At 64.3% G+C, this 16,771-nt stretch carries 16 protein-coding genes; 7 read left to right on the top strand and 9 right to left on the bottom strand.

Features of this window, described 5'->3' with window-relative positions; all coding sequences use genetic code 11:
• Nucleotides 1-26 precede the first annotated feature (26 nt).
• Nucleotides 27-881, bottom strand: coding sequence for a sulfurtransferase (locus GUV69_RS01155; RefSeq protein ID WP_164198982.1), 855 nt, complete (start codon nt 879-881; stop codon nt 27-29).
• 79 nt (nt 882-960) lie between these two features.
• Between GUV69_RS01155 and GUV69_RS01150 the strand changes: the two genes are divergently transcribed.
• Entirely contained in the window at nt 961-2,040 is a 1,080-nt protein-coding gene (locus tag GUV69_RS01150) for a PLP-dependent cysteine synthase family protein (protein ID WP_164198980.1), read from the top strand.
• A gap of 4 nt (nt 2,041-2,044) precedes the next feature.
• On the opposite strand, the gene GUV69_RS01145 is transcribed toward GUV69_RS01150, so the two are convergent.
• Nucleotides 2,045-2,701, bottom strand: a complete 657-nt coding sequence (locus GUV69_RS01145) for an MBL fold metallo-hydrolase (RefSeq protein WP_164198978.1) — start codon at nt 2,699-2,701, stop codon at nt 2,045-2,047.
• A 110-nt stretch (nt 2,702-2,811) separates the two neighbouring features.
• On the opposite strand from GUV69_RS01145, the gene GUV69_RS01140 reads away from it, so the two are divergent.
• Nucleotides 2,812-3,294 carry a Fur family transcriptional regulator gene (locus tag GUV69_RS01140; protein WP_164206090.1) on the top strand — a complete coding sequence of 161 codons (483 nt, stop codon included), beginning with the start codon at nt 2,812-2,814 and terminating at the stop codon, nt 3,292-3,294.
• 20 nt (nt 3,295-3,314) lie between these two features.
• Here GUV69_RS01140 and GUV69_RS01135 read toward each other — a convergent pair whose 3' ends face one another.
• The 5 genes from GUV69_RS01135 to GUV69_RS01115 all read right to left on the bottom strand — a co-directional run bounded on the left by GUV69_RS01135 (nt 3,315) and on the right by GUV69_RS01115 (nt 8,535).
• Nucleotides 3,315-4,190: a metal ABC transporter permease gene (locus GUV69_RS01135; protein ID WP_164198976.1), complete on the bottom strand. Its 876-nt coding sequence runs from the start codon at nt 4,188-4,190 to the stop codon at nt 3,315-3,317.
• Nucleotides 4,190-5,017 carry a metal ABC transporter ATP-binding protein gene (locus GUV69_RS01130; RefSeq protein WP_208786565.1) on the bottom strand — a complete coding sequence of 276 codons (828 nt, stop codon included), beginning with the start codon at nt 5,015-5,017 and terminating at the stop codon, nt 4,190-4,192. The genes GUV69_RS01135 and GUV69_RS01130 overlap by 1 nt, the downstream gene beginning before the upstream one ends.
• Nucleotides 5,014-6,000 carry a metal ABC transporter solute-binding protein, Zn/Mn family gene (locus GUV69_RS01125; RefSeq protein WP_164198972.1) on the bottom strand — a complete coding sequence of 329 codons (987 nt, stop codon included), beginning with the start codon at nt 5,998-6,000 and terminating at the stop codon, nt 5,014-5,016. The genes GUV69_RS01130 and GUV69_RS01125 overlap by 4 nt, the downstream gene beginning before the upstream one ends.
• 121 nt (nt 6,001-6,121) lie before the next feature.
• Complete coding sequence (locus GUV69_RS01120) at nt 6,122-7,204, bottom strand: hemolysin family protein (RefSeq protein WP_164198970.1); 1,083 nt, start codon at nt 7,202-7,204, stop codon at nt 6,122-6,124.
• The gene (locus GUV69_RS01115; RefSeq protein ID WP_164198968.1) at nt 7,201-8,535 is read right to left on the bottom strand and encodes a hemolysin family protein; all 1,335 of its coding nucleotides are present in this window, start codon (nt 8,533-8,535) and stop codon (nt 7,201-7,203) included. Before GUV69_RS01115 ends, GUV69_RS01120 begins: the two co-directional genes overlap by 4 nt.
• Before the next feature lie 461 nt (nt 8,536-8,996).
• On the opposite strand from GUV69_RS01115, the gene GUV69_RS01110 reads away from it, so the two are divergent.
• From GUV69_RS01110 to GUV69_RS23565, 5 genes are all read left to right on the top strand, one after another.
• Nucleotides 8,997-12,794, top strand: a complete 3,798-nt coding sequence (locus tag GUV69_RS01110) for a multifunctional oxoglutarate decarboxylase/oxoglutarate dehydrogenase thiamine pyrophosphate-binding subunit/dihydrolipoyllysine-residue succinyltransferase subunit (protein WP_164198966.1) — start codon at nt 8,997-8,999, stop codon at nt 12,792-12,794.
• A 120-nt stretch (nt 12,795-12,914) separates the two neighbouring features.
• Nucleotides 12,915-13,514, top strand: a complete 600-nt coding sequence (locus GUV69_RS01105) for a GDSL-type esterase/lipase family protein (RefSeq protein WP_164198963.1) — start codon at nt 12,915-12,917, stop codon at nt 13,512-13,514.
• A gap of 158 nt (nt 13,515-13,672) precedes the next feature.
• Complete coding sequence (locus GUV69_RS01100; protein ID WP_164198961.1) at nt 13,673-14,515, top strand: DUF4097 family beta strand repeat-containing protein; 843 nt, start codon at nt 13,673-13,675, stop codon at nt 14,513-14,515.
• Nucleotides 14,515-15,129 carry a PadR family transcriptional regulator gene (locus GUV69_RS01095; protein ID WP_164198959.1) on the top strand — a complete coding sequence of 205 codons (615 nt, stop codon included), beginning with the start codon at nt 14,515-14,517 and terminating at the stop codon, nt 15,127-15,129. The genes GUV69_RS01100 and GUV69_RS01095 overlap by 1 nt, the downstream gene beginning before the upstream one ends.
• Before the next feature lie 111 nt (nt 15,130-15,240).
• Nucleotides 15,241-15,315 (top strand): 50S ribosomal protein bL37, encoded by a 75-nt coding sequence (locus GUV69_RS23565; RefSeq protein WP_369299106.1) that lies wholly within the window; start codon nt 15,241-15,243, stop codon nt 15,313-15,315.
• 108 nt (nt 15,316-15,423) lie between these two features.
• On the opposite strand, the gene rsrA is transcribed toward GUV69_RS23565, so the two are convergent.
• Nucleotides 15,424-15,684, bottom strand: a complete 261-nt coding sequence (gene rsrA / locus GUV69_RS01090; RefSeq protein ID WP_164198957.1) for a mycothiol system anti-sigma-R factor — start codon at nt 15,682-15,684, stop codon at nt 15,424-15,426.
• The gene (locus GUV69_RS01085; RefSeq protein ID WP_164198955.1) at nt 15,681-16,538 is read right to left on the bottom strand and encodes a sigma-70 family RNA polymerase sigma factor; all 858 of its coding nucleotides are present in this window, start codon (nt 16,536-16,538) and stop codon (nt 15,681-15,683) included. The genes rsrA and GUV69_RS01085 overlap by 4 nt, the downstream gene beginning before the upstream one ends.
• Between the last annotated feature and the right edge of the window lie 233 nt (nt 16,539-16,771).

Genomic DNA, 16,771 nt, shown 5'->3' with positions numbered 1-16,771 from the left:
TCGCGCCGGTATTCCGGGAAGGCCGCTCAACGCCCCTTCGGCGCACCTGGTGTGTTTCCAGTGATAACGGGAAGCTCCGGGTTGTTCGACCATTCCGAGAATGAGCCGGGGTACAGCGCAGCCGTGAATCCCGCGATTTCAAGGGCAGCCACCTCGTGCGCCGCAGTCACGCCCGAGCCGCAGTACACCGCCACCGGGACGTCGGCGCCTATGCCCAGGTCTTCGAAGCGGCGCCGCAGCTCGGATGCCGGCAGGAAGCGTCCGGCCCGGTCCACGTTCCCGGCCGTCGGCGCACTCACCGCACCGGGGATGTGCCCGGCGCGCGGGTCGACGGGCTCGATCTCGCCGCGGTACCGCTCGCCGGCGCGGGCATCCAGGAGAATGCCCGTCTCAGCCCAATCCGCCGCGCTTTCACGGTCGATCACCGGCATCCCGCCCTGGCTCAGGGAAACGTCGCCCGGCGCCACGTCCACAGGGCCGGATTCCAGCGGCAGTCCGGCGTCCTGCCAGGCGGCAAGACCGCCGTCGAGCAGGTACACCTCGGGGAAACCGGCGTTGCGCAGCATCCACCAGGCGCGAGCCGCGGCCATGTTGCTGCTGTTGTCGTAGGCCACCACAACATCGCCGTTGTTGATGCCCCAACGCCTGGCGGACGCTTGGAACTCCGACGGCGGCGGCAGCGGATGGCGCCCCCGCGACGGCGCCGCGGGGGCGGCAAGCTCGGTGGCCAGGTCCACAAAAACCGCACCGGGCAGGTGCGCTTCAAGGTAATGCTCCCGGCCGCGGGGGTCGCCCAACGCCCAGCGGACGTCCAGCAGGACGGTGCGCCGCCCCGCAGCCAACCGTGCTTCCAGGGCAGGGACATCCAACAGTGGACCCATTGTTCTCCTTGACAATTAGTGAGTGGTGCAGCGGCTGATCCAACTCTAGCTGCGCCATCGCGCAGCTAGAGTTGGTCCGATGAAGAACGCGAGCACGGACCGGGCCTGGGCTGACGACGCCATCAGGAAAGTCAACGCAGAAAACAACCGGTCTGCCGACACGCACCTGTACTCGGTGCCGCTCCCGGAGCATTGGGGCGTGCAGCTTTACCTCAAGGATGAATCAACGCACCGTTCGGGAAGCCTTAAGCACCGCCTGGCCCGCTCACTGTTCCTCTTTGGCCTGGTCAACGGCTGGATCCGCGAGGGCACCACTATCGTGGAGGCTTCCAGTGGCAGTACCGCGGTCTCGGAGGCATACTTTGCGCAGCTGCTGGGTCTGCCGTTCGTTGCGGTCATGACCCGCACCACGAGCCCGGAGAAGATCGCGCTGATCGAACAGTTCGGCGGTTCGTGCCTGCTGGTTGATCACGCCTCCGAGGTGTATGCCGCGGCGGCGAATGTTGCTGCCACGTCCAACGGCCACTACATGGACCAGTTCACCTACGCGGAGCGGGCCACGGACTGGCGCGGCAACAACAACATCGCGGAGTCAATTTTCGGGCAGCTGGCGCTGGAGGAACACTCCGTCCCCCGCTGGATCGTGGTGGGCGCCGGGACTGGCGGCACCAGCGCGACCATCGGACGCTACCTGCGCTACCGCGGCCACGACACCCGCCTTGCGGTGGTGGACCCCGAAAATTCCGCGTTTTATCCCGGCTGGCTGAACGGTACGGGTGAAGCCAGCACGGGACTGCCGTCTCGGATTGAAGGCATCGGCCGCCCCCGGATGGAGCCTAGTTTTGTGCCCGGCGTCATCGACCACATGATCCAGGTTCCGGATGCCGCCTCCATCGCAGCCATGCGGCACCTGCACACGCTCGCAGGCCTGCATGCCGGACCCTCCACCGGCACGAATCTGTGGGGTGTCTGGCAGCTCGTGGCGGAAATGGTTGCCGTGGGACAGCGCGGCAGCGTTGTGTCGTTGATGTGCGACGGCGGCGAACGCTATGCCGGCAATTACTACAATCCGGAGTGGCTCTCAGCCCAGGGACTGGACCCGGGGCCACACGAGGACGTCATCCGCCGGTTTTTCGAGACCGGCATTTGGAACGCCTAGCCGATCAGACCTCCACCGCTTCCCGCGGGGCAAGGTGCGTGAAGGTTGTGCCGTACTTGCCGCCCAGGCGGGTGACATGGCCCTCCACCATTTTCAGGCCGGTCTCGTTCAGCAGTCCGTCGTGGATTTGGAAAGCCTGCGGGGCACGGACGCTGATCACGAAGTCCACTACCTCGGCGGCCTTGTTCCACGGAGCGTGGATGGGAACCAGGAGCGTCTGCACGCTGAGGCCGTCGGGGACGATGAAGGAATCCCCCGGGTGGTAGACGTTCCCATCCACGAGGTAGCCGATATTGGCCACCACGGGAATCTGCGGGTGGATGAGCGCGTGCTGGCCGCCGAAGCTACGGACGCTGAAACCTGCGGCCTCGAACGTGGAGCCGGGTTCGACCGTATGAATCCGTGCAGCCGCGTCCGGGGCCTCCTCCCGCAGATGGGCGGCAACTCCGGCCGGGGCGAACACCGCCAGGCTGCTGGCAGCGCCGAGCGCTTTAACCATCACCGGCACATCCACGTGGTCCCCGTGCTCATGCGTGATAAGCACGGCGTGCGCGCCGGCCAGGGCTTCGTCCGTCTCGGAGAAAGTTCCCGGATCAAGCACCAGGACATTGCCGTCCTTTTCGAGCCGGACGCAGGCGTGGGTGTATTTGGTCAGCTTCATAGCGCCAGCCTAGGGTCAGGCTCCGGGAGTGTCCAAGGGGCGGCCGGTGGCGCGGCCCCGGCTGGTAATCTTGATGTTTGCCACCGTCCCTCAGGGAAGCGAGTAACTCCATGCCGTTCGGCACCAAAGCTGACGCGACGCCGTCGAACGCTCCATCCGGCGCCGGTTCCGGAATGGGCGCCGGAAAAGAGCAGCGCGTCACCAAGCAGCGTGTGGCTGTCAGCACTGCCCTGGACGAGCTGGATGACTTCGTCAGTACGCAGGAGCTTTACCGCATCCTGCAGAACAAGGGCGTCTCGGTATCGCTGGCCACGGCGTACCGCATCCTGCAGTCCCTCGCCGACGACGGCCTGGTGGACGTCCTGCGCAATGGCGAGGGCGAGGCGGTCTACCGGCGCTGCGCGGTCACGGGCCACCATCACCACCTGCTGTGCCGGAACTGCGGCAAGGCCGTCGAGGTCGAGGCCCCGGCCGTGGAGACGTGGGCAGCCAGGACCGCCGCCGAACACGGCTACACCGACGTGGCGCACACCGTCGAGATTTTTGGTTTTTGCCCGAACTGCACAGCCCTCCGCACCGCCGGCAAACTCTAACGGCACGCAGTACCGCCCCGTCAGCGGGCGTGCACCAGCCGCCCGTTGATGCCCCGTTTGGCACGGGCACTGCCGATAATCCGGCACACCACGTAGATCAGGAATGACAGCGTGGTGACGTACGGACTGATCGGGATGCGGCCGCCCAGGGCCAGCAGGATGCCGCCCACCGTGGCTGTAACGGCAAAAATGACGCTAAGGACGACCAGTACCACCGGCGAAGACGTTACCCGCAGGGCCGCCGCTGCCGGTGTAATGAGCAAAGCCAGCACCAGCAGCGCGCCCACCACCTGGATGGACAGCGCCACGCTGATGCCCAGGAGCACCATAAAGACAATCGCGAGCGTCCGGACGGGTACGCCGCGGGCTTCTGCCAGTTCAGGATCAACGCTGGCGAAATTCAGCGGCCGCCAGATGAGGACCAGCACCGCGATGACTACCACGGCAGCACCGGCCAGGACCTGCAGCTGCACGGTGTCCACGGAGACAATCTGCCCGGTGAGGAGGCCGAACTTATTGGCGGCACGGCCTTCGTAGAGGGACAGGAACAGGATGCCCAGTCCCAGCCCGAAGGGCATGATCACACCGATAATGGAATTTTTATCCCGGGCCCTGACGCCCATCAGGCCCAGCAGCAGTGCCGCAGCCACGGAGCCGATCAGCGAGCCGAACACGATGTCCGCGCCGATCAGGAGCGCGAAGGCCGCGCCGGCGAAGGACAGTTCGGAGATGCCGTGCACGGCGAAGGCCAGGTCCCGCTTCATAACAAACGTGCCCACCAGTCCGCCGAGCAGGCCCAGGACGGCGCCCGCCCAGATGGAATTCTGCACCAGGACCAGGAGCTCGCCGTAATTCTCGAAGCTGAAGATCGCTGCGATGATGCTGTCCGCATCCATCAGACGGCCTCCCCCACCGCGGCGCGGACATCACCGTGGACATCGGCGTGGTGGTGCGTGGTTGCATCGGGCAGGCCGACGACGACGATGCGCCCGTTCGCGTGGATGACTTCCACGTGGCTGCCGTACAGATCGGACAGGACCTCGGTGGTCATCACTTCCTCCGGCGCGCCCACCCGGAACCGGCCCCCCGCCAGGTACAGCACGCGGTCGACGTAATCGATGATGGGATTGATTTCGTGCGTGACAAACACCACGGCACTGTTCTGTTCATGGCACTGTTTGTTGATCAACGAACTCACCGCCTGCTGGTGGTGCAGGTCCAGGGACAAGAGTGGCTCGTCGCAGAGAAGCACCTGCGGGTCGGTAGCAAGCGCCTGCGCCACACGAAGGCGCTGCTGCTCGCCGCCGGAGAGCTGCCCTACCGGTACCTTGGCGTACTCGGTGGCGCCCACCAGTTCGAGGAGTTCATTTATTCTGCGGTCCACTTTGGACGTCCCCAGCCGCAGTCCCCAGCGGTGCCCGTCAACTCCCAGGCCCACGAGGTCCCTGGCCCGCATCGGGGTGTCCGGGGCAAACGATTTCTGCTGCGGGATGTACCCGATCAGGCTGCTCCCCCGTTCCACCGGACGGTCGCCCAGGGTGGCACTGCCGGACTGCAGGTCCTGCAGCCCCAGCAGGACCTTCAGGAAGCTTGTCTTGCCGCTGCCGTTGGGGCCCAGCACGGCAAAGAACTCGCCGGGCCGGATGTCCAGGTTGAGATCCTCCCAGAGCGTGCGTTTGCCGAACTGCAGGGACGCCCCGCGGAGGCTCACCACCGGTTTCAACTATTTGTCTCCAAAACTTTGCTGACGTTGTCCACATTGTCCGTCATCCACTGCAGGTACGTCTTGCCCTCGGGCAAGGTTTCACTGAAATCAATGACCGGGACGCCGGCCGCTTCGGCCGCCTTCTTCAGCGCCTCGGTCTGCGGGCCTTCGGTCTGTTCGTTGTAGGCCAGGAATTTGATCTCTGATGAACCTGCCAGGTCAGTTGCCGCCTTGAGCACGGCCGGCGGCACGTCGGAGTCTTCCTCGATCGCTGCCGTGTAGTCCTCCGGGGTGCGGTTCTCCAGCCCGGCTGCCTCCAGGAGGTAGAGAGGCACCGGCTCGGTCACAGCCACGGGTGAACCCGCAGCCTTTGCTTTCATGCCGGCCAGCTTGGTGTTCAGGCCGTCCAGATCCGTTTTGAACGTTGCTGCGTTGGCGGTGAACCGGGACGCAGAGCCGGGTTCCAGTTCACCGAGTTTCGCCGCGACAGCGTCGGCCAGCTTGCCCATCGCATCCAGGCTGTACCAGGCGTGTTCGTTGAACTCACCGTGCTGGTGGTCATGCCCGGCCTCATCGTGGGCGGTTTCCGATTCTGTGTGCTCGTCCTCGGGCGCCAGGCCGGCGATCTCCACGGTAGTCAGGATGTAGTTGTGGTCAAGCTTGCTGTCATCGGCCATCTTGTGGAGGAACTCGTCATAGCCGCCGCCGTTTTCGATCACCAGGTCCGCTTTCGAGACCGCCAGCCGGTCCTGCGCGGTGGCCTCATAGGAATGCGGATCCTGGCTGGTCTTGGTGATGATGGAGGTGACGTTTACCTTGTCGCCGCCGATCAGAGCGGCGATGTCGCCGTAGACGTTAGTGGAAGCCACAACGTCGATGGCACCTGTTGAAGTCTCCGTGGCTGAGGATACGGGCCCGCCGCCGGAGCTGCACGCGGTCAGCAGCAGGCTGAAGCCGGCAAAGGCAGCAAGGGACGTTCGGATGGCAGCGGGATGGCGCACGGAGACCTCAGATCAACACGGGTACGGACTTTTTCGACTCCCAAGAGTCTACGCCTAAATGGGAATGATTCCTATTTAGAAGAGTGGCCCGGGCCGGAACTCCTGTCCCGGCCCGGTCCTGTCACCTTGCGGGGTGGTCGCCGTTGGGCTGGCCCAGCCGCCTGATGCCGGTGGCCTGCGTGGCGTCCCGGATCTCTCCCACGAGCTGTTCGATCACGTCTTCCAGGAAGAGGATTCCATGGGTCTGGCCGTCCGGGCCGATGACGCGGGCCAGGTGTGACCCCGTGCGCTGCATGACCGACATAGCCGTTTCCACCTCGTCCCCGAGTGCCAGGTTGGCCAGCGAGCGGATCCGGCTCTCGGCAATCGGATGCTGGTAGTCCTCATCCGGAATGGAGAGCACATCCTTCACATGCAGATAACCGGAAAGGACCCCGTCCTCGTCCACCATCGGGAACCGCGAGAAGCCCGTCCGGCTGACAGCCTTCTCAAACTCCACCGGTGTGGTGGCCTCCTTCAGCATGACCAGGTTCTCCACCGGCACCATGATGTCCTTCGCCGTATATTCGGAGAACTCCAGGGCACCGGTGATCAGCCCGGCGTCGTCATCCACCAGTCCGTGACGCGTGGACTCCTGCACGATCGACTGGACCTCTTCGAGCGTGAAGGACGAGTTCACCTCATCCTTGGGCTCGATCCGCAGGAGTTTGAGGATGTGGTTGGCGGACCAGTTCAGCGCAAAGATGACCGGGTTCACCAGCCGGGCAACAAACATCAGCGGCGGAGCGAGCAGCAACGCAGCTTTGTCCGCCACCGATACCGAGATGTTTTTCGGCACCATTTCGCCGAAGGTCACATGGAGGAAGGTCACCACCATCAGCGCAATGGCGAACGCCACCACGTCGGCGATCTCCACGGGCAGGCCCACGGCCTCCAGCGGAGCAGCCATCAGGTGGTGGATGGCGGGTTCGGCCACCTGCAGGATCAGCAGCGAACACACGGTAATGCCCAGCTGCGCACACGCGAGCATCAGGGAAACATTTTCCATGGCCCGCAGCGTGGTCTGCGCCCGTTTGGAACCGGCATCGGCCAGGGGCTCGATCTGGCTGCGCCGCGCTGACATCACCGCAAACTCGGCGCCGACAAAAAACGCGTTGCCCAGCAGGAGGACAACAAGCCAGGCTATGCCTGCCCAGTCACTCATGATGCGCTCCCGTCGTCGGTCCCGGAATCAGGCTCGTCAGCGGAGGGATGAAAGCAGATCCGCTCGATCCTTCGGCCGTCCATGCGGGTCACGCTCAGCATGCCGCCGCCCACGGGGACGGTGTCCCCCACGGCCGCGATGCGGCCCAGTTCGCTCATGACGTAACCGCCCACCGTCTCATAAGCAGCCTCATCCGGGACGGTGAGACCCGGGATCTGCTCAGACAGTTCGTCGGGCCGCAGCAGGCCGGGGAAGTACCAGTCCCCGGACGCGCTCTGCAGCAGTCCCGGCCGGACCTTGTCGTGTTCGTCGGACACTTCGCCCACGATTTCCTCCACGAGGTCCTCCAGGGTGGTGATGCCGGCGGTTCCGCCGTACTCGTCAAGTACGACGGCGAGCTGCAGGTTTCCCTCCCGCAGCTCGGCCAGGAGCGCATCCAGGTGGATCGTTTCGGGCACCCTGAGGACATCGGTCATGATGGCACCGGCCTCCAGGTTGGCGCGCCGGTCCCACGGCACGGCCACTGCCTTCTTGACGTGGACCAGTCCCCTGATGTCATCGGCGGAGTCACCGATAACCGGGAACCGTGAGTACCCGGTCCGCCGTGCAGCGTCCAGGATGTCCGAAACAGGCTGGTCGGCGTCGATGGTTTCGACACGGATCCGCGGCGTCATAACATCCGCGGCCGTCCGGGCCGAGAAGTTCAGGGTGCGCGCCACAAAGTTGGCCGTCCCGGCGTCGAGCGTTCCCATGGCGGCGGAGCGCCGGACCAGGGAGGCCAGCTCGGCAGGCGTGCGGGCACCCGAGATCTCTTCCTTGGCCTCCAGCCCGAAGACGTTCAGGACCTTGTTGGAGAATCCGTTCAGAAGCACGATGGCGGGCTTGAAGATGGCCGTAAAAATCAGCTGCGGCCGCGCCAGCGCTTTACCCACCGGGAAGGACAGGGCGATGGCCATGTTTTTCGGCACAAGTTCGCCGAGAAGCATGGACAGCAAGGTAGCCAGCACCATGGCGATGACCAGGGACACGGATGCCGCCGCGACGTCGGGAATTCCGACGGCGGCCAGCGGGCCCTCGAGGAGTCGGCCCACCGAGGGTTCCATCACGTAGCCCGTGAGGAGTGTGGTCAGCGTGATGCCAAGCTGACAGCTCGAAAGCTGCGTTGACAGGGATTTCAGGCACTTGAGCAGCGGCACGGCACCGGTGTCACCGTTGTCGATGGCATTCTGGACAGTGGCCTGGTCAAGGGCGATCAGGGAAAATTCGACGGCCACAAAGAAACCGGTGCCGGCGATCAGCAGGAGGCCTGCCGCAAGGAGCAACCACTCCATTCAGCATCCCGCCTGAAGGTGGGGGGAAGCGGAGCATGTCCGGGGGAAACTGCCCGGCGGAGGATGGTCGGCCGAAGCCGACGCTGTTTCCATAAGGGCTCCGACGGAGTGAACCGAAGGAGAGTGATGGGCGCGTGTTCGGGGTTTGCCGGCTCTGCGGGTGGACTGGGCGAAGCTGTTGTTTTTGCTTCGCTGACAGCCCCCAGGCCGGCACCTAGATTTACTGTCCATAAGAAGGTCAGTCTACAGGAGCGGATTGCGCCTTCCGTGTCCCCCCAAAACGCCACATTTCGTGATCTCGGCGTCATTCCATGATTTGGGTCACCGTTATTGGCAGTTAACGCGGAATGCTCATTAGACTGGCAAAGGTCCGGGTTCAGGACGCAGAGACTGGTTCGATTGTTGTGCTACAGGCACCTTGGCGGCCAGAACACCAAACTCATGGAAGAGGCGTAATTCAAGTGCCAGAGCAGCCTAGCCACCGTCTACCAGAGGAATTTGGCGGAAACGAGTGGCTCGTGGACGAACTGTACGAGCAGTACCAGAAGGACAAGAACACTGTGGACGCCAAGTGGTGGCCCCTGTTCGAATCCTTCGACTCGGGCAGCGAATCGTCTTCCAACGGGAGCACGGCTGCCGCCGCGGCCAATCCCGCCACACGTGAAATGCCTGCCGTAGCTCCGTCTGCGGCACCCGCTGCACCCGCCCCGGCATCGTCGCCGGCGGCACAGCCCGCAGCACCCGCAGCCGCCCCGGCAGCTGCCAAGAAAGCCCCCGCCACGGTTGCCCGCGATGGTGCGAAGAAGACCGACGCCGGCAGCACCACCCCGCCGATTCCCGCGCAGCTGCCCAAGAATGTCAAGGCCCCCACGGCCCCCGAGGAAGACGTCGTTTCTGTCCTCCGCGGACCGGCCAAGGCCATTGCCACCAACATGGTCACCAGCCTCGAGGTTCCCACCGCCACCAGCGTCCGGGCCATCCCGGCGAAGCTGCTGATCGACAACCGCGTTGTCATCAACTCGAATCTGGCCCGCGCACGCGGCGGCAAGGTCTCCTTCACGCACCTGATTGGCTACGCCGTCATCCGCGCGCTTGCCCAGTTCCCCTCCATGAACGTCTACTACGACGAAGTGGACGGCAAGCCTGTCGCCGTCCAGCCTGCGCATGTGAACTTCGGCATCGCCATCGACATGCCGAAGCCTGACGGCACCCGCCTGCTGATGGTGCCGAACATCAAGAAGGCGGAGACCCTCAACTTCTCCGAGTTCTGGCACACCTACGAGGACCTGATCAAGCGCGCCCGCGCCGGCAAGCTGACCGCTGACGACCACCAGGGCACCACCGTATCCCTGACCAACCCCGGCGGCATCGGCACCGTGCACTCCGTGCCGCGCCTCTCCAAGGGCCAGGCCGCCATCATCGGCGTCGGCGCTTTGGACTACCCGGCGGAGTTCCAGGGTGCGAGCGAAAAGATCATCGCGCACAACGCCATCAGCAAGGTCCTCACGCTCACTTCCACCTATGACCACCGCGTCATCCAGGGTGCCGGCAGCGGCGAGTTCCTGAAACTGGTCCACCAGCTGCTCCTCGGCGCCCAGAACTTCTACGATGAGATCTTCGAGTCGCTGCGCATCCCGTACGAGCCCGTTCGCTGGAGTCCCGACCTGCAGGTCGATCCCGCTGACGAAATCAACAAGGTTGCCCGGATCCAGCAGCTGATCCACTCCTACCGCGTGCGCGGCCACCTGATGGCTGACACCGATCCGCTGGAGTACGTCCAGCGCAAGCACCCGGACCTTGATGTCCTGACCTACGGGCTGACGCTCTGGGACCTCGACCGCGAGTGGCCCACCGGCGGCTTCGGCGGCGCGCCCATGCTCAAGTTCCGCGACATCCTCGGCGTGCTCCGCGACGCTTACTGCCGCACCACGGGCATTGAATACATGCACATCCAGGAGCCGGAAGAGCGCAAGTGGTTCCAGGACCAGCTTGAGCACGAGTACTCCAAGCCCAGCCGCGAAGAGCAGCTGCGGATTGTGTCCAGGCTCAATGCCGCAGAAGCGTTCGAAACCTTCCTGCAGACGAAGTTCGTTGGCCAGAAGCGCTTCTCCCTCGAAGGCGGCGAATCCCTGATTCCGCTGCTGGATGCCATCATTTCCGACGCCGCCGACGACGGCCTGGATGAGGTTGCCATCGGCATGGCCCACCGTGGCCGCCTGAACGTGCTGACCAACATCGCCGGCAAGACCTACGCACAGGTGTTCCGCGAATTCGAAGGAACCCAGGATCCCCGCTCCGTGCAGGGGTCAGGCGACGTGAAGTACCACCTCGGTACCGAAGGCACCTTCACCTCCGAAAACGGCAACGAGACCAAGGTTTACCTGGCCGCCAACCCGTCCCACCTTGAAGCTGTGGACTCCGTGCTTGAGGGCATCGTCCGCGCCAAGCAGGACCGCCTGGACCAGGGCTCGGCCTTCCCGGTCCTGCCCATCATGGTCCACGGCGACGCTGCTTTCGCCGGCCAGGGCGTGGTTGCTGAAACCCTGAACCTGTCCCAGCTGCGCGGTTACCGCACCGGCGGCACCATCCATGTGGTGGTCAACAACCAGGTCGGCTTCACCACGGCCCCCTCATCCTCGCGCTCGTCCACCTACTCCACGGACGTCGCCAAGATGATCCAGGCTCCGGTGTTCCACGTGAACGGTGACGATCCGGAAGCCGTTGTCCGCATTGGCCAGCTCGCCTACGAGTTCCGCCAGCGCTTCCACAAGGACGTTGTGATCGACATGGTGTGCTACCGCCGCCGTGGCCACAACGAGGGCGATGACCCTTCGATGACGCAGCCCATGATGTACAACCTGATCGAAGCCAAGCGCTCCGTCCGCAAGCTGTACACCGAGGCCCTCATCGGCCGTGGCGATATCACCGAGGAAGAAGCAGAGCAGCTGCTCCGCGACTACCAGGAACGGCTGGAACGGGTCTTCGCCGAAACCCACGCCGCCCAGACCTCGCCCATCCCGATCATCACCGCGGACTCCGCTGCCGTGTCAGACATTGAGCGTCCTATCGCACAGCAGTCCGATGTTGGCACCAACGCCCCGGCGTCCACCGCCATCCCGGCGGAAATGCTGGCACGGATCGGCCAGGCGCACATCGAAATCCCCGAGGGCTTCACGGTCCACGGCAAGCTCAAGCAGCTGCTCGAGAAGCGCGAGCAGATGTCCCGCGAGGGCGGCATCGACTGGGGCTTTGGCGAAATCGCGGCCTTCGGCTCGCTGATCATGGAAGGCGTCCCCGTCCGGCTCGCCGGCCAGGACTCGCGCCGCGGCACGTTTGTGCAGCGCCACGCCGTGTTCCATGACCGCGCCAACGGCAACGAATGGCTGCCCCTGGGCAACCTCTCGGACAACCAGGCAAAGCTGTGGATCTACGATTCGCTGCTGTCCGAATACGCCGCCATGGGCTTCGAATACGGGTACTCCGTGGAGCGCCCGGATGCCCTGGTGCTGTGGGAAGCGCAGTTCGGTGACTTCGTCAACGGCGCGCAGACCATCATCGATGAGTTCATCTCCTCGGCCGAACAGAAGTGGGGCCAGCGCTCCTCCCTGGTCCTGATGCTGCCGCACGGCTACGAAGGCCAGGGCCCGGACCACTCCTCGGCCCGGATCGAGCGCTTCCTGCAGATGTGCGCCGAAGAGAACATGATCGTGGCCAACCCCACGACGGCCGCCTCGCACTTCCACCTGCTGCGCCGCCAGGCTTACAGCCGCCCGCGCAAGCCGCTGATCATCTTCACACCGAAGCAGCTGCTGCGCCTCAAGGCTGCGGCCTCGTCCGTGGAGGACTTCACCACCGGCGGCTTCCGGCCGGTCATCGGTGACCACGAGCAGCTCGCGGCAAACGCCGTCGAACGTGTCCTGCTGGTTTCCGGCCGCCTGTACTACGACCTTCTGTCCACCCGGCAGAAGACCGACGACAAGACCACCGCGATTGTCCGCGTGGAGCAGCTGTACCCGCTGCCGCACAAGGAAATCGCCGCGGAACTGGCGAAGTACCCCAACGCGGAGGTTGTCTGGGCACAGGACGAGCCTGCCAACCAGGGGCCGTGGCCGTTTATGGGCCTGAACCTTCCGGAGGCGCTGGACCGGCGCGTCCGCCTGGTCTCCCGTCCCGCATCGGCTTCAACGGCTGCCGGCTCCATGAAGAGGCACGCCAAAGAGCAGGACACGCTCCTGAAGCTGGCATTTGCACGGAAGTAATACCAGTGGCTGCCCGGCCGGACGTCGAAATACCAGACTCCGGCCGGGCAGTTCTGTTTAATGGGATGAACCATAGCCACGCCAATTGGCACCAGTTGGCACGGACGTTAAGAGGGACTTGTGGAAGACAGGAAGCTGCGGCTCGCAGCTGTTGGAGATGAACTGCTGGCCGGGCTGGGCGATCCCAGGGCACTCGGCTGGCTTGGCCGCGTCCTGGCCCGCACTCCGCAGGACGGCCTGGCAATGGAAAGTTATGCGCTTCCCTGTCCCCAGGAAGGAACCGAGGGACTCGCTGCCCGCTGGCTGGAAGAAGCCGGGCGCCGGTTCGGCGCCAATCACGAGAACCGCCTGGTGATCGGGCTGTCCGGCCGGGACATCGAATTCGGCCTCTCGACAGCCCGGAGCCGCCTGAACCTGGCCAACATCCTGGATACCGCCTCACAGAACCGGATCGAAGTCTTCGTGGTGGGGCCGCCCCCTACCCTTGACCCGGCCCAGAACAGGCGGCTCGCCGAGTTGAATACCGCCTTTGCCGACGTCACCACCCGGCGCAAGCACCTCTACGTGGACACATTCTCCCCGCTCCTGAACCACGAACAGTGGAGGCAGGACCTCGCCGCGAACAGCGGCACTCCCGGTCAGGCCGGGTACGGGCTGATGGCCTGGCTGGTCCTGCACCGCGGCTGGTTCCAGTGGTTGAAACTGGACGCCCCCGAGTAACGCCCTCCCCCTCGACGCTCTCTCACTTAATGCGGGTTTTTCCCGATCCCTCTCCCACTGCGCACCCGCTTTCCGGCTCGCGATATATCTTGACCGGTGCCGGGTCCCGTTGTATCTTGAAGTAGTCAGTCACGATATATCGCGGTCTTGGAGGATTCATGGCAGAGAACAGCTGGACCGTCACCGGTCCGCAAGTCATCGACGTCGACGGCGTCAGGTCACTGAAACTCGGTATGGTCCGCGGCAGGTTCGACGTTGTCACGCACGCGGACCCTGTGACCCGCGTGGAGATCAGCGAGGTTCATGGTGACCCTGTGGCCGTGTCCTTGACGGAGGGCAGGCTGGAGGTCCGCCATCAGCTCCACGGCCCGCAGGGCTGGTTCAAAAACCTGATGGGCACCGTCAACCACAACAGCAACAATTCTGCGGTCATCAGCATCGCGGTGCCCGCCGGCGTGGACGTGGAGGCGGGCACCGTCAGCGGTGACGGCCTGGTTTCCAGGATCAGCGGACACACCCGGCTCAACACGGTTTCCGGTTCCGTCATGGCCGACGGGACGGCCGGCGAGCTTCACGTTAACACCGTCAGCGGCGAGGTCATCGCCAGGAACCACGACGGCGTCCTGACCGCCAAGAGCGTCTCCGGTGAAGTTACGGCTTCCGGCCGGTTCAGCAACATCCGTGCCAACACCGTCAGCGGCGATATGAGCTTCGACCTGCTCAGCTTCACAAACGATTTCGGCGCCAACTCCGTCTCAGGCGACGTCACCATCAGGCTGCCGCACGACGTCGGCGTGGACATTGTGGCAAAATCTGCCAGCGGAGTGGTGGTGATCGACGACCACCGGTACTCCCAGCCCGGCGGCAAAGTGGAAACCATCGCCGGCCCCGACGGCAAGCTGATGCTGGTCCGCACCAACTCAGTGTCCGGCAAAACGTCCATCTTCCACGGCCTGCCGGCCCACAACGAGCGGGCCCAAGAACCGGAAGCAGGGGACTGATGCCCCCGGTATTCGCCCATGGCGCGCTCCGGCTGTACCTCCTGGCTCTGCTGGAATCCGGGCCGAAGCATGGCTACGAACTGATCAAGGCCCTCAGTGAGCGGTTTGGCGGCACGTACTCCCCCAGCGCCGGGACCATCTATCCCCGGCTGGGGAAGCTGGAAGAGGAAGGACTGGTGGCCACAGAGACGGAGGGCCGCCGTACCAACTACCGCATCACTGAAGCCGGGCTCGCAGAACTGAACAAGCGGCGGGACGAACTCGCCGGCGTCGAGAATGACATTTCTGCCTCGGTCCGGCGGCTGGCGGACAACCTGCGTGCGGACATCCGCGCCAACATGCGGGGACTGCGCGCGGATCTCGCCGCCACGGCCGAGGCGGCCCGCTCCACGGCCCGCGCCGCGGACTTCAGGAAGGCTGGAACCAAGCAGCCGTCCGAAGGGGTTCGCGAACTCAAGGAAGCCGAAATGCTGCTCCAGGCGTTCCGGGACGATTTGCGTGTGGAACTTCGCCTCCAGGCCAGCCGGCAGCCGCTCAGTCCTGTCACCTTGGAAACCGTCAGGACGGTCCTTGACCAGGCGCGTATCTCCATCCGCAACTCTCTGCCGGGCTGAGCCGCAGGTCGGCGTTGTTTACAGGAGGCGTTTCGCGTTTCGCTGCGTGTCCCATGGTGTGGGAGACTTGAGGGCAGCTCTTTTGAGTACCAACATTTAAGGAGGCCAGCTATGAGCAAGCGTGCACGTAAACGTCGTGACCGTAAGCGTGGCGGCGCGAACCACGGGAAGCGCCCCAACACCTAAGCCAATGCTTGGAGTAACGGTTTAAGCGAAGGACCCCGGCAGCCACCTGGCTGCCGGGGTCCTTCGTCTATGACTTCAGTGCCATTGCGTGCTGCAGGATGCCTGCGCTCAGGCGTCCACGGGCCGGATGGCGTGGATCCGGTCCAGAATGGCGTTTTTCAGGTTATCCGGCGCGGCCTCGGTGCAGGAGCGCTTGACCACTTTGCGGATGACGCACTCCAAGTCGTATTGCTCGGTGCATTCCGGGCAGTCATCGAGGTGGTGCTTGATTTCCGCAATGTCCTCGCGGGTCAGGGCTCCGTCGAGGTACTCGTAGATGCGTTGCATCCGGGTGTCATCGCAGTCGCCCAATCCTTGGCAGTCGCTCATTTCCTGTTCTCCTGTTTTTTGTCCGCGGCCGTGTCCTGTGAATCGACGGCGCCTTTGAATCCTCGTTCGGCGGCGTAATCCGCCAGCAGGTCCCGCAACATTTTCCGGCCGCGGTGGAGCCGGGACATCACGGTGCCGATGGGCGTGTTCATGATGTCTGAAATTTCCTTGTACGCGAAGCCCTCTACGTCGGCAAAGTACACCGCCAGGCGGAACTCCTCGGGGATGGCCTGAAGTGCGCGCTTGACGTCGGAGTCGGGGAGGTGGTCCAGGGCCTCAGCTTCGGCCGAGCGCAGGCCACGGGACGTGTGCGATTCCGCCCTCGCCAGCTGCCAGTCCTCGATGGTGTCCGAGTTGGACTGGAGCGGTTCCCGCTGCCGTTTCCGGTAGAGATTGATATACGTGTTGGTCAGGATCCGGTAGAGCCAGGCTTTGAGGTTGGTGCCGGGCTTGTACTGATGGAACGCCGAGAATGCCTTGGTGTACGCCTCCTGCACCAGGTCCTCCGCGTCAGCCGGGTTCCGTGCCATGCGCATGGCGGCGGAGTAGAGCTGGTCCACGTACTGCATGGCGTCCCGTTCAAACCGGATGCGCCGTTCTTCGGCTGACTCAGTGGCGATATCAACGGCCTGCTCGGTTGAACCGGATTCGCCCGCCGCAGATTCGGTCGCTGCCGCGTCGGGCGCGGGGACCGGGGCGTCGGGCTGCACGTCACTGGTTTTGGCGCCGCGTCGCGAGGCCTCATACATGGCCTCAAGGGCCGGATCCACGGTACTCATTGCGCCCAAGTCTACTGTGACGGCTTTGGCACGCGGCGTTCCATACTCCGGAGGATCGGTTTCCAGAGCCTGCATTACCAAGGGCCCGGTTCTTTCCTGCCCGTCCTTCAACAACCTCAAGCGCGACTCCACTCTCATCAAGACCAACACGAATCAGGTCAGCACGTGCCAGGCAAAATCCAGCAAGCTACGGCTACGGCCGTCCCGGGGACCTGAAATCGATAACCCTGAGCGGCAGGCAAATATTCCCCAAAAGTGCAAGACTAGAACGGACTCCGCCGCACCCGACGCGGTTCGTCCACCCAGGA

Origin of the sequence: [Micrococcus luteus] ATCC 49442, from assembly GCF_010367585.1 — a bacterium.
Taxonomy (GTDB): Bacteria; Actinomycetota; Actinomycetes; order Actinomycetales; family Micrococcaceae; genus Arthrobacter; species Arthrobacter luteus_A.
Note: the sequence above shows the minus strand (reverse complement) of the source record. Positions and strands in the feature narration are given on the sequence as shown.

Coding starts and splice junctions, on each gene's coding strand:
- GUV69_RS01095 (WP_164198959.1), top strand. CDS start 14,515: ATGCCCCCGGTATTCGCCCATGGCGCGCTCCGGCTGTACCTCCTGGCT.
- GUV69_RS01155 (WP_164198982.1), bottom strand. CDS start 881: ATGGGTCCACTGTTGGATGTCCCTGCCCTGGAAGCACGGTTGGCTGCG.
- GUV69_RS01120 (WP_164198970.1), bottom strand. CDS start 7,204: ATGAGTGACTGGGCAGGCATAGCCTGGCTTGTTGTCCTCCTGCTGGGC.
- GUV69_RS01145 (WP_164198978.1), bottom strand. CDS start 2,701: ATGAAGCTGACCAAATACACCCACGCCTGCGTCCGGCTCGAAAAGGAC.
- GUV69_RS01085 (WP_164198955.1), bottom strand. CDS start 16,538: ATGCAGGCTCTGGAAACCGATCCTCCGGAGTATGGAACGCCGCGTGCC.
- GUV69_RS01135 (WP_164198976.1), bottom strand. CDS start 4,190: ATGGATGCGGACAGCATCATCGCAGCGATCTTCAGCTTCGAGAATTAC.
- GUV69_RS01100 (WP_164198961.1), top strand. CDS start 13,673: ATGGCAGAGAACAGCTGGACCGTCACCGGTCCGCAAGTCATCGACGTC.
- GUV69_RS01140 (WP_164206090.1), top strand. CDS start 2,812: ATGCCGTTCGGCACCAAAGCTGACGCGACGCCGTCGAACGCTCCATCC.
- GUV69_RS01150 (WP_164198980.1), top strand. CDS start 961: ATGAAGAACGCGAGCACGGACCGGGCCTGGGCTGACGACGCCATCAGG.
- rsrA (WP_164198957.1), bottom strand. CDS start 15,684: ATGAGCGACTGCCAAGGATTGGGCGACTGCGATGACACCCGGATGCAA.
- GUV69_RS01115 (WP_164198968.1), bottom strand. CDS start 8,535: ATGGAGTGGTTGCTCCTTGCGGCAGGCCTCCTGCTGATCGCCGGCACC.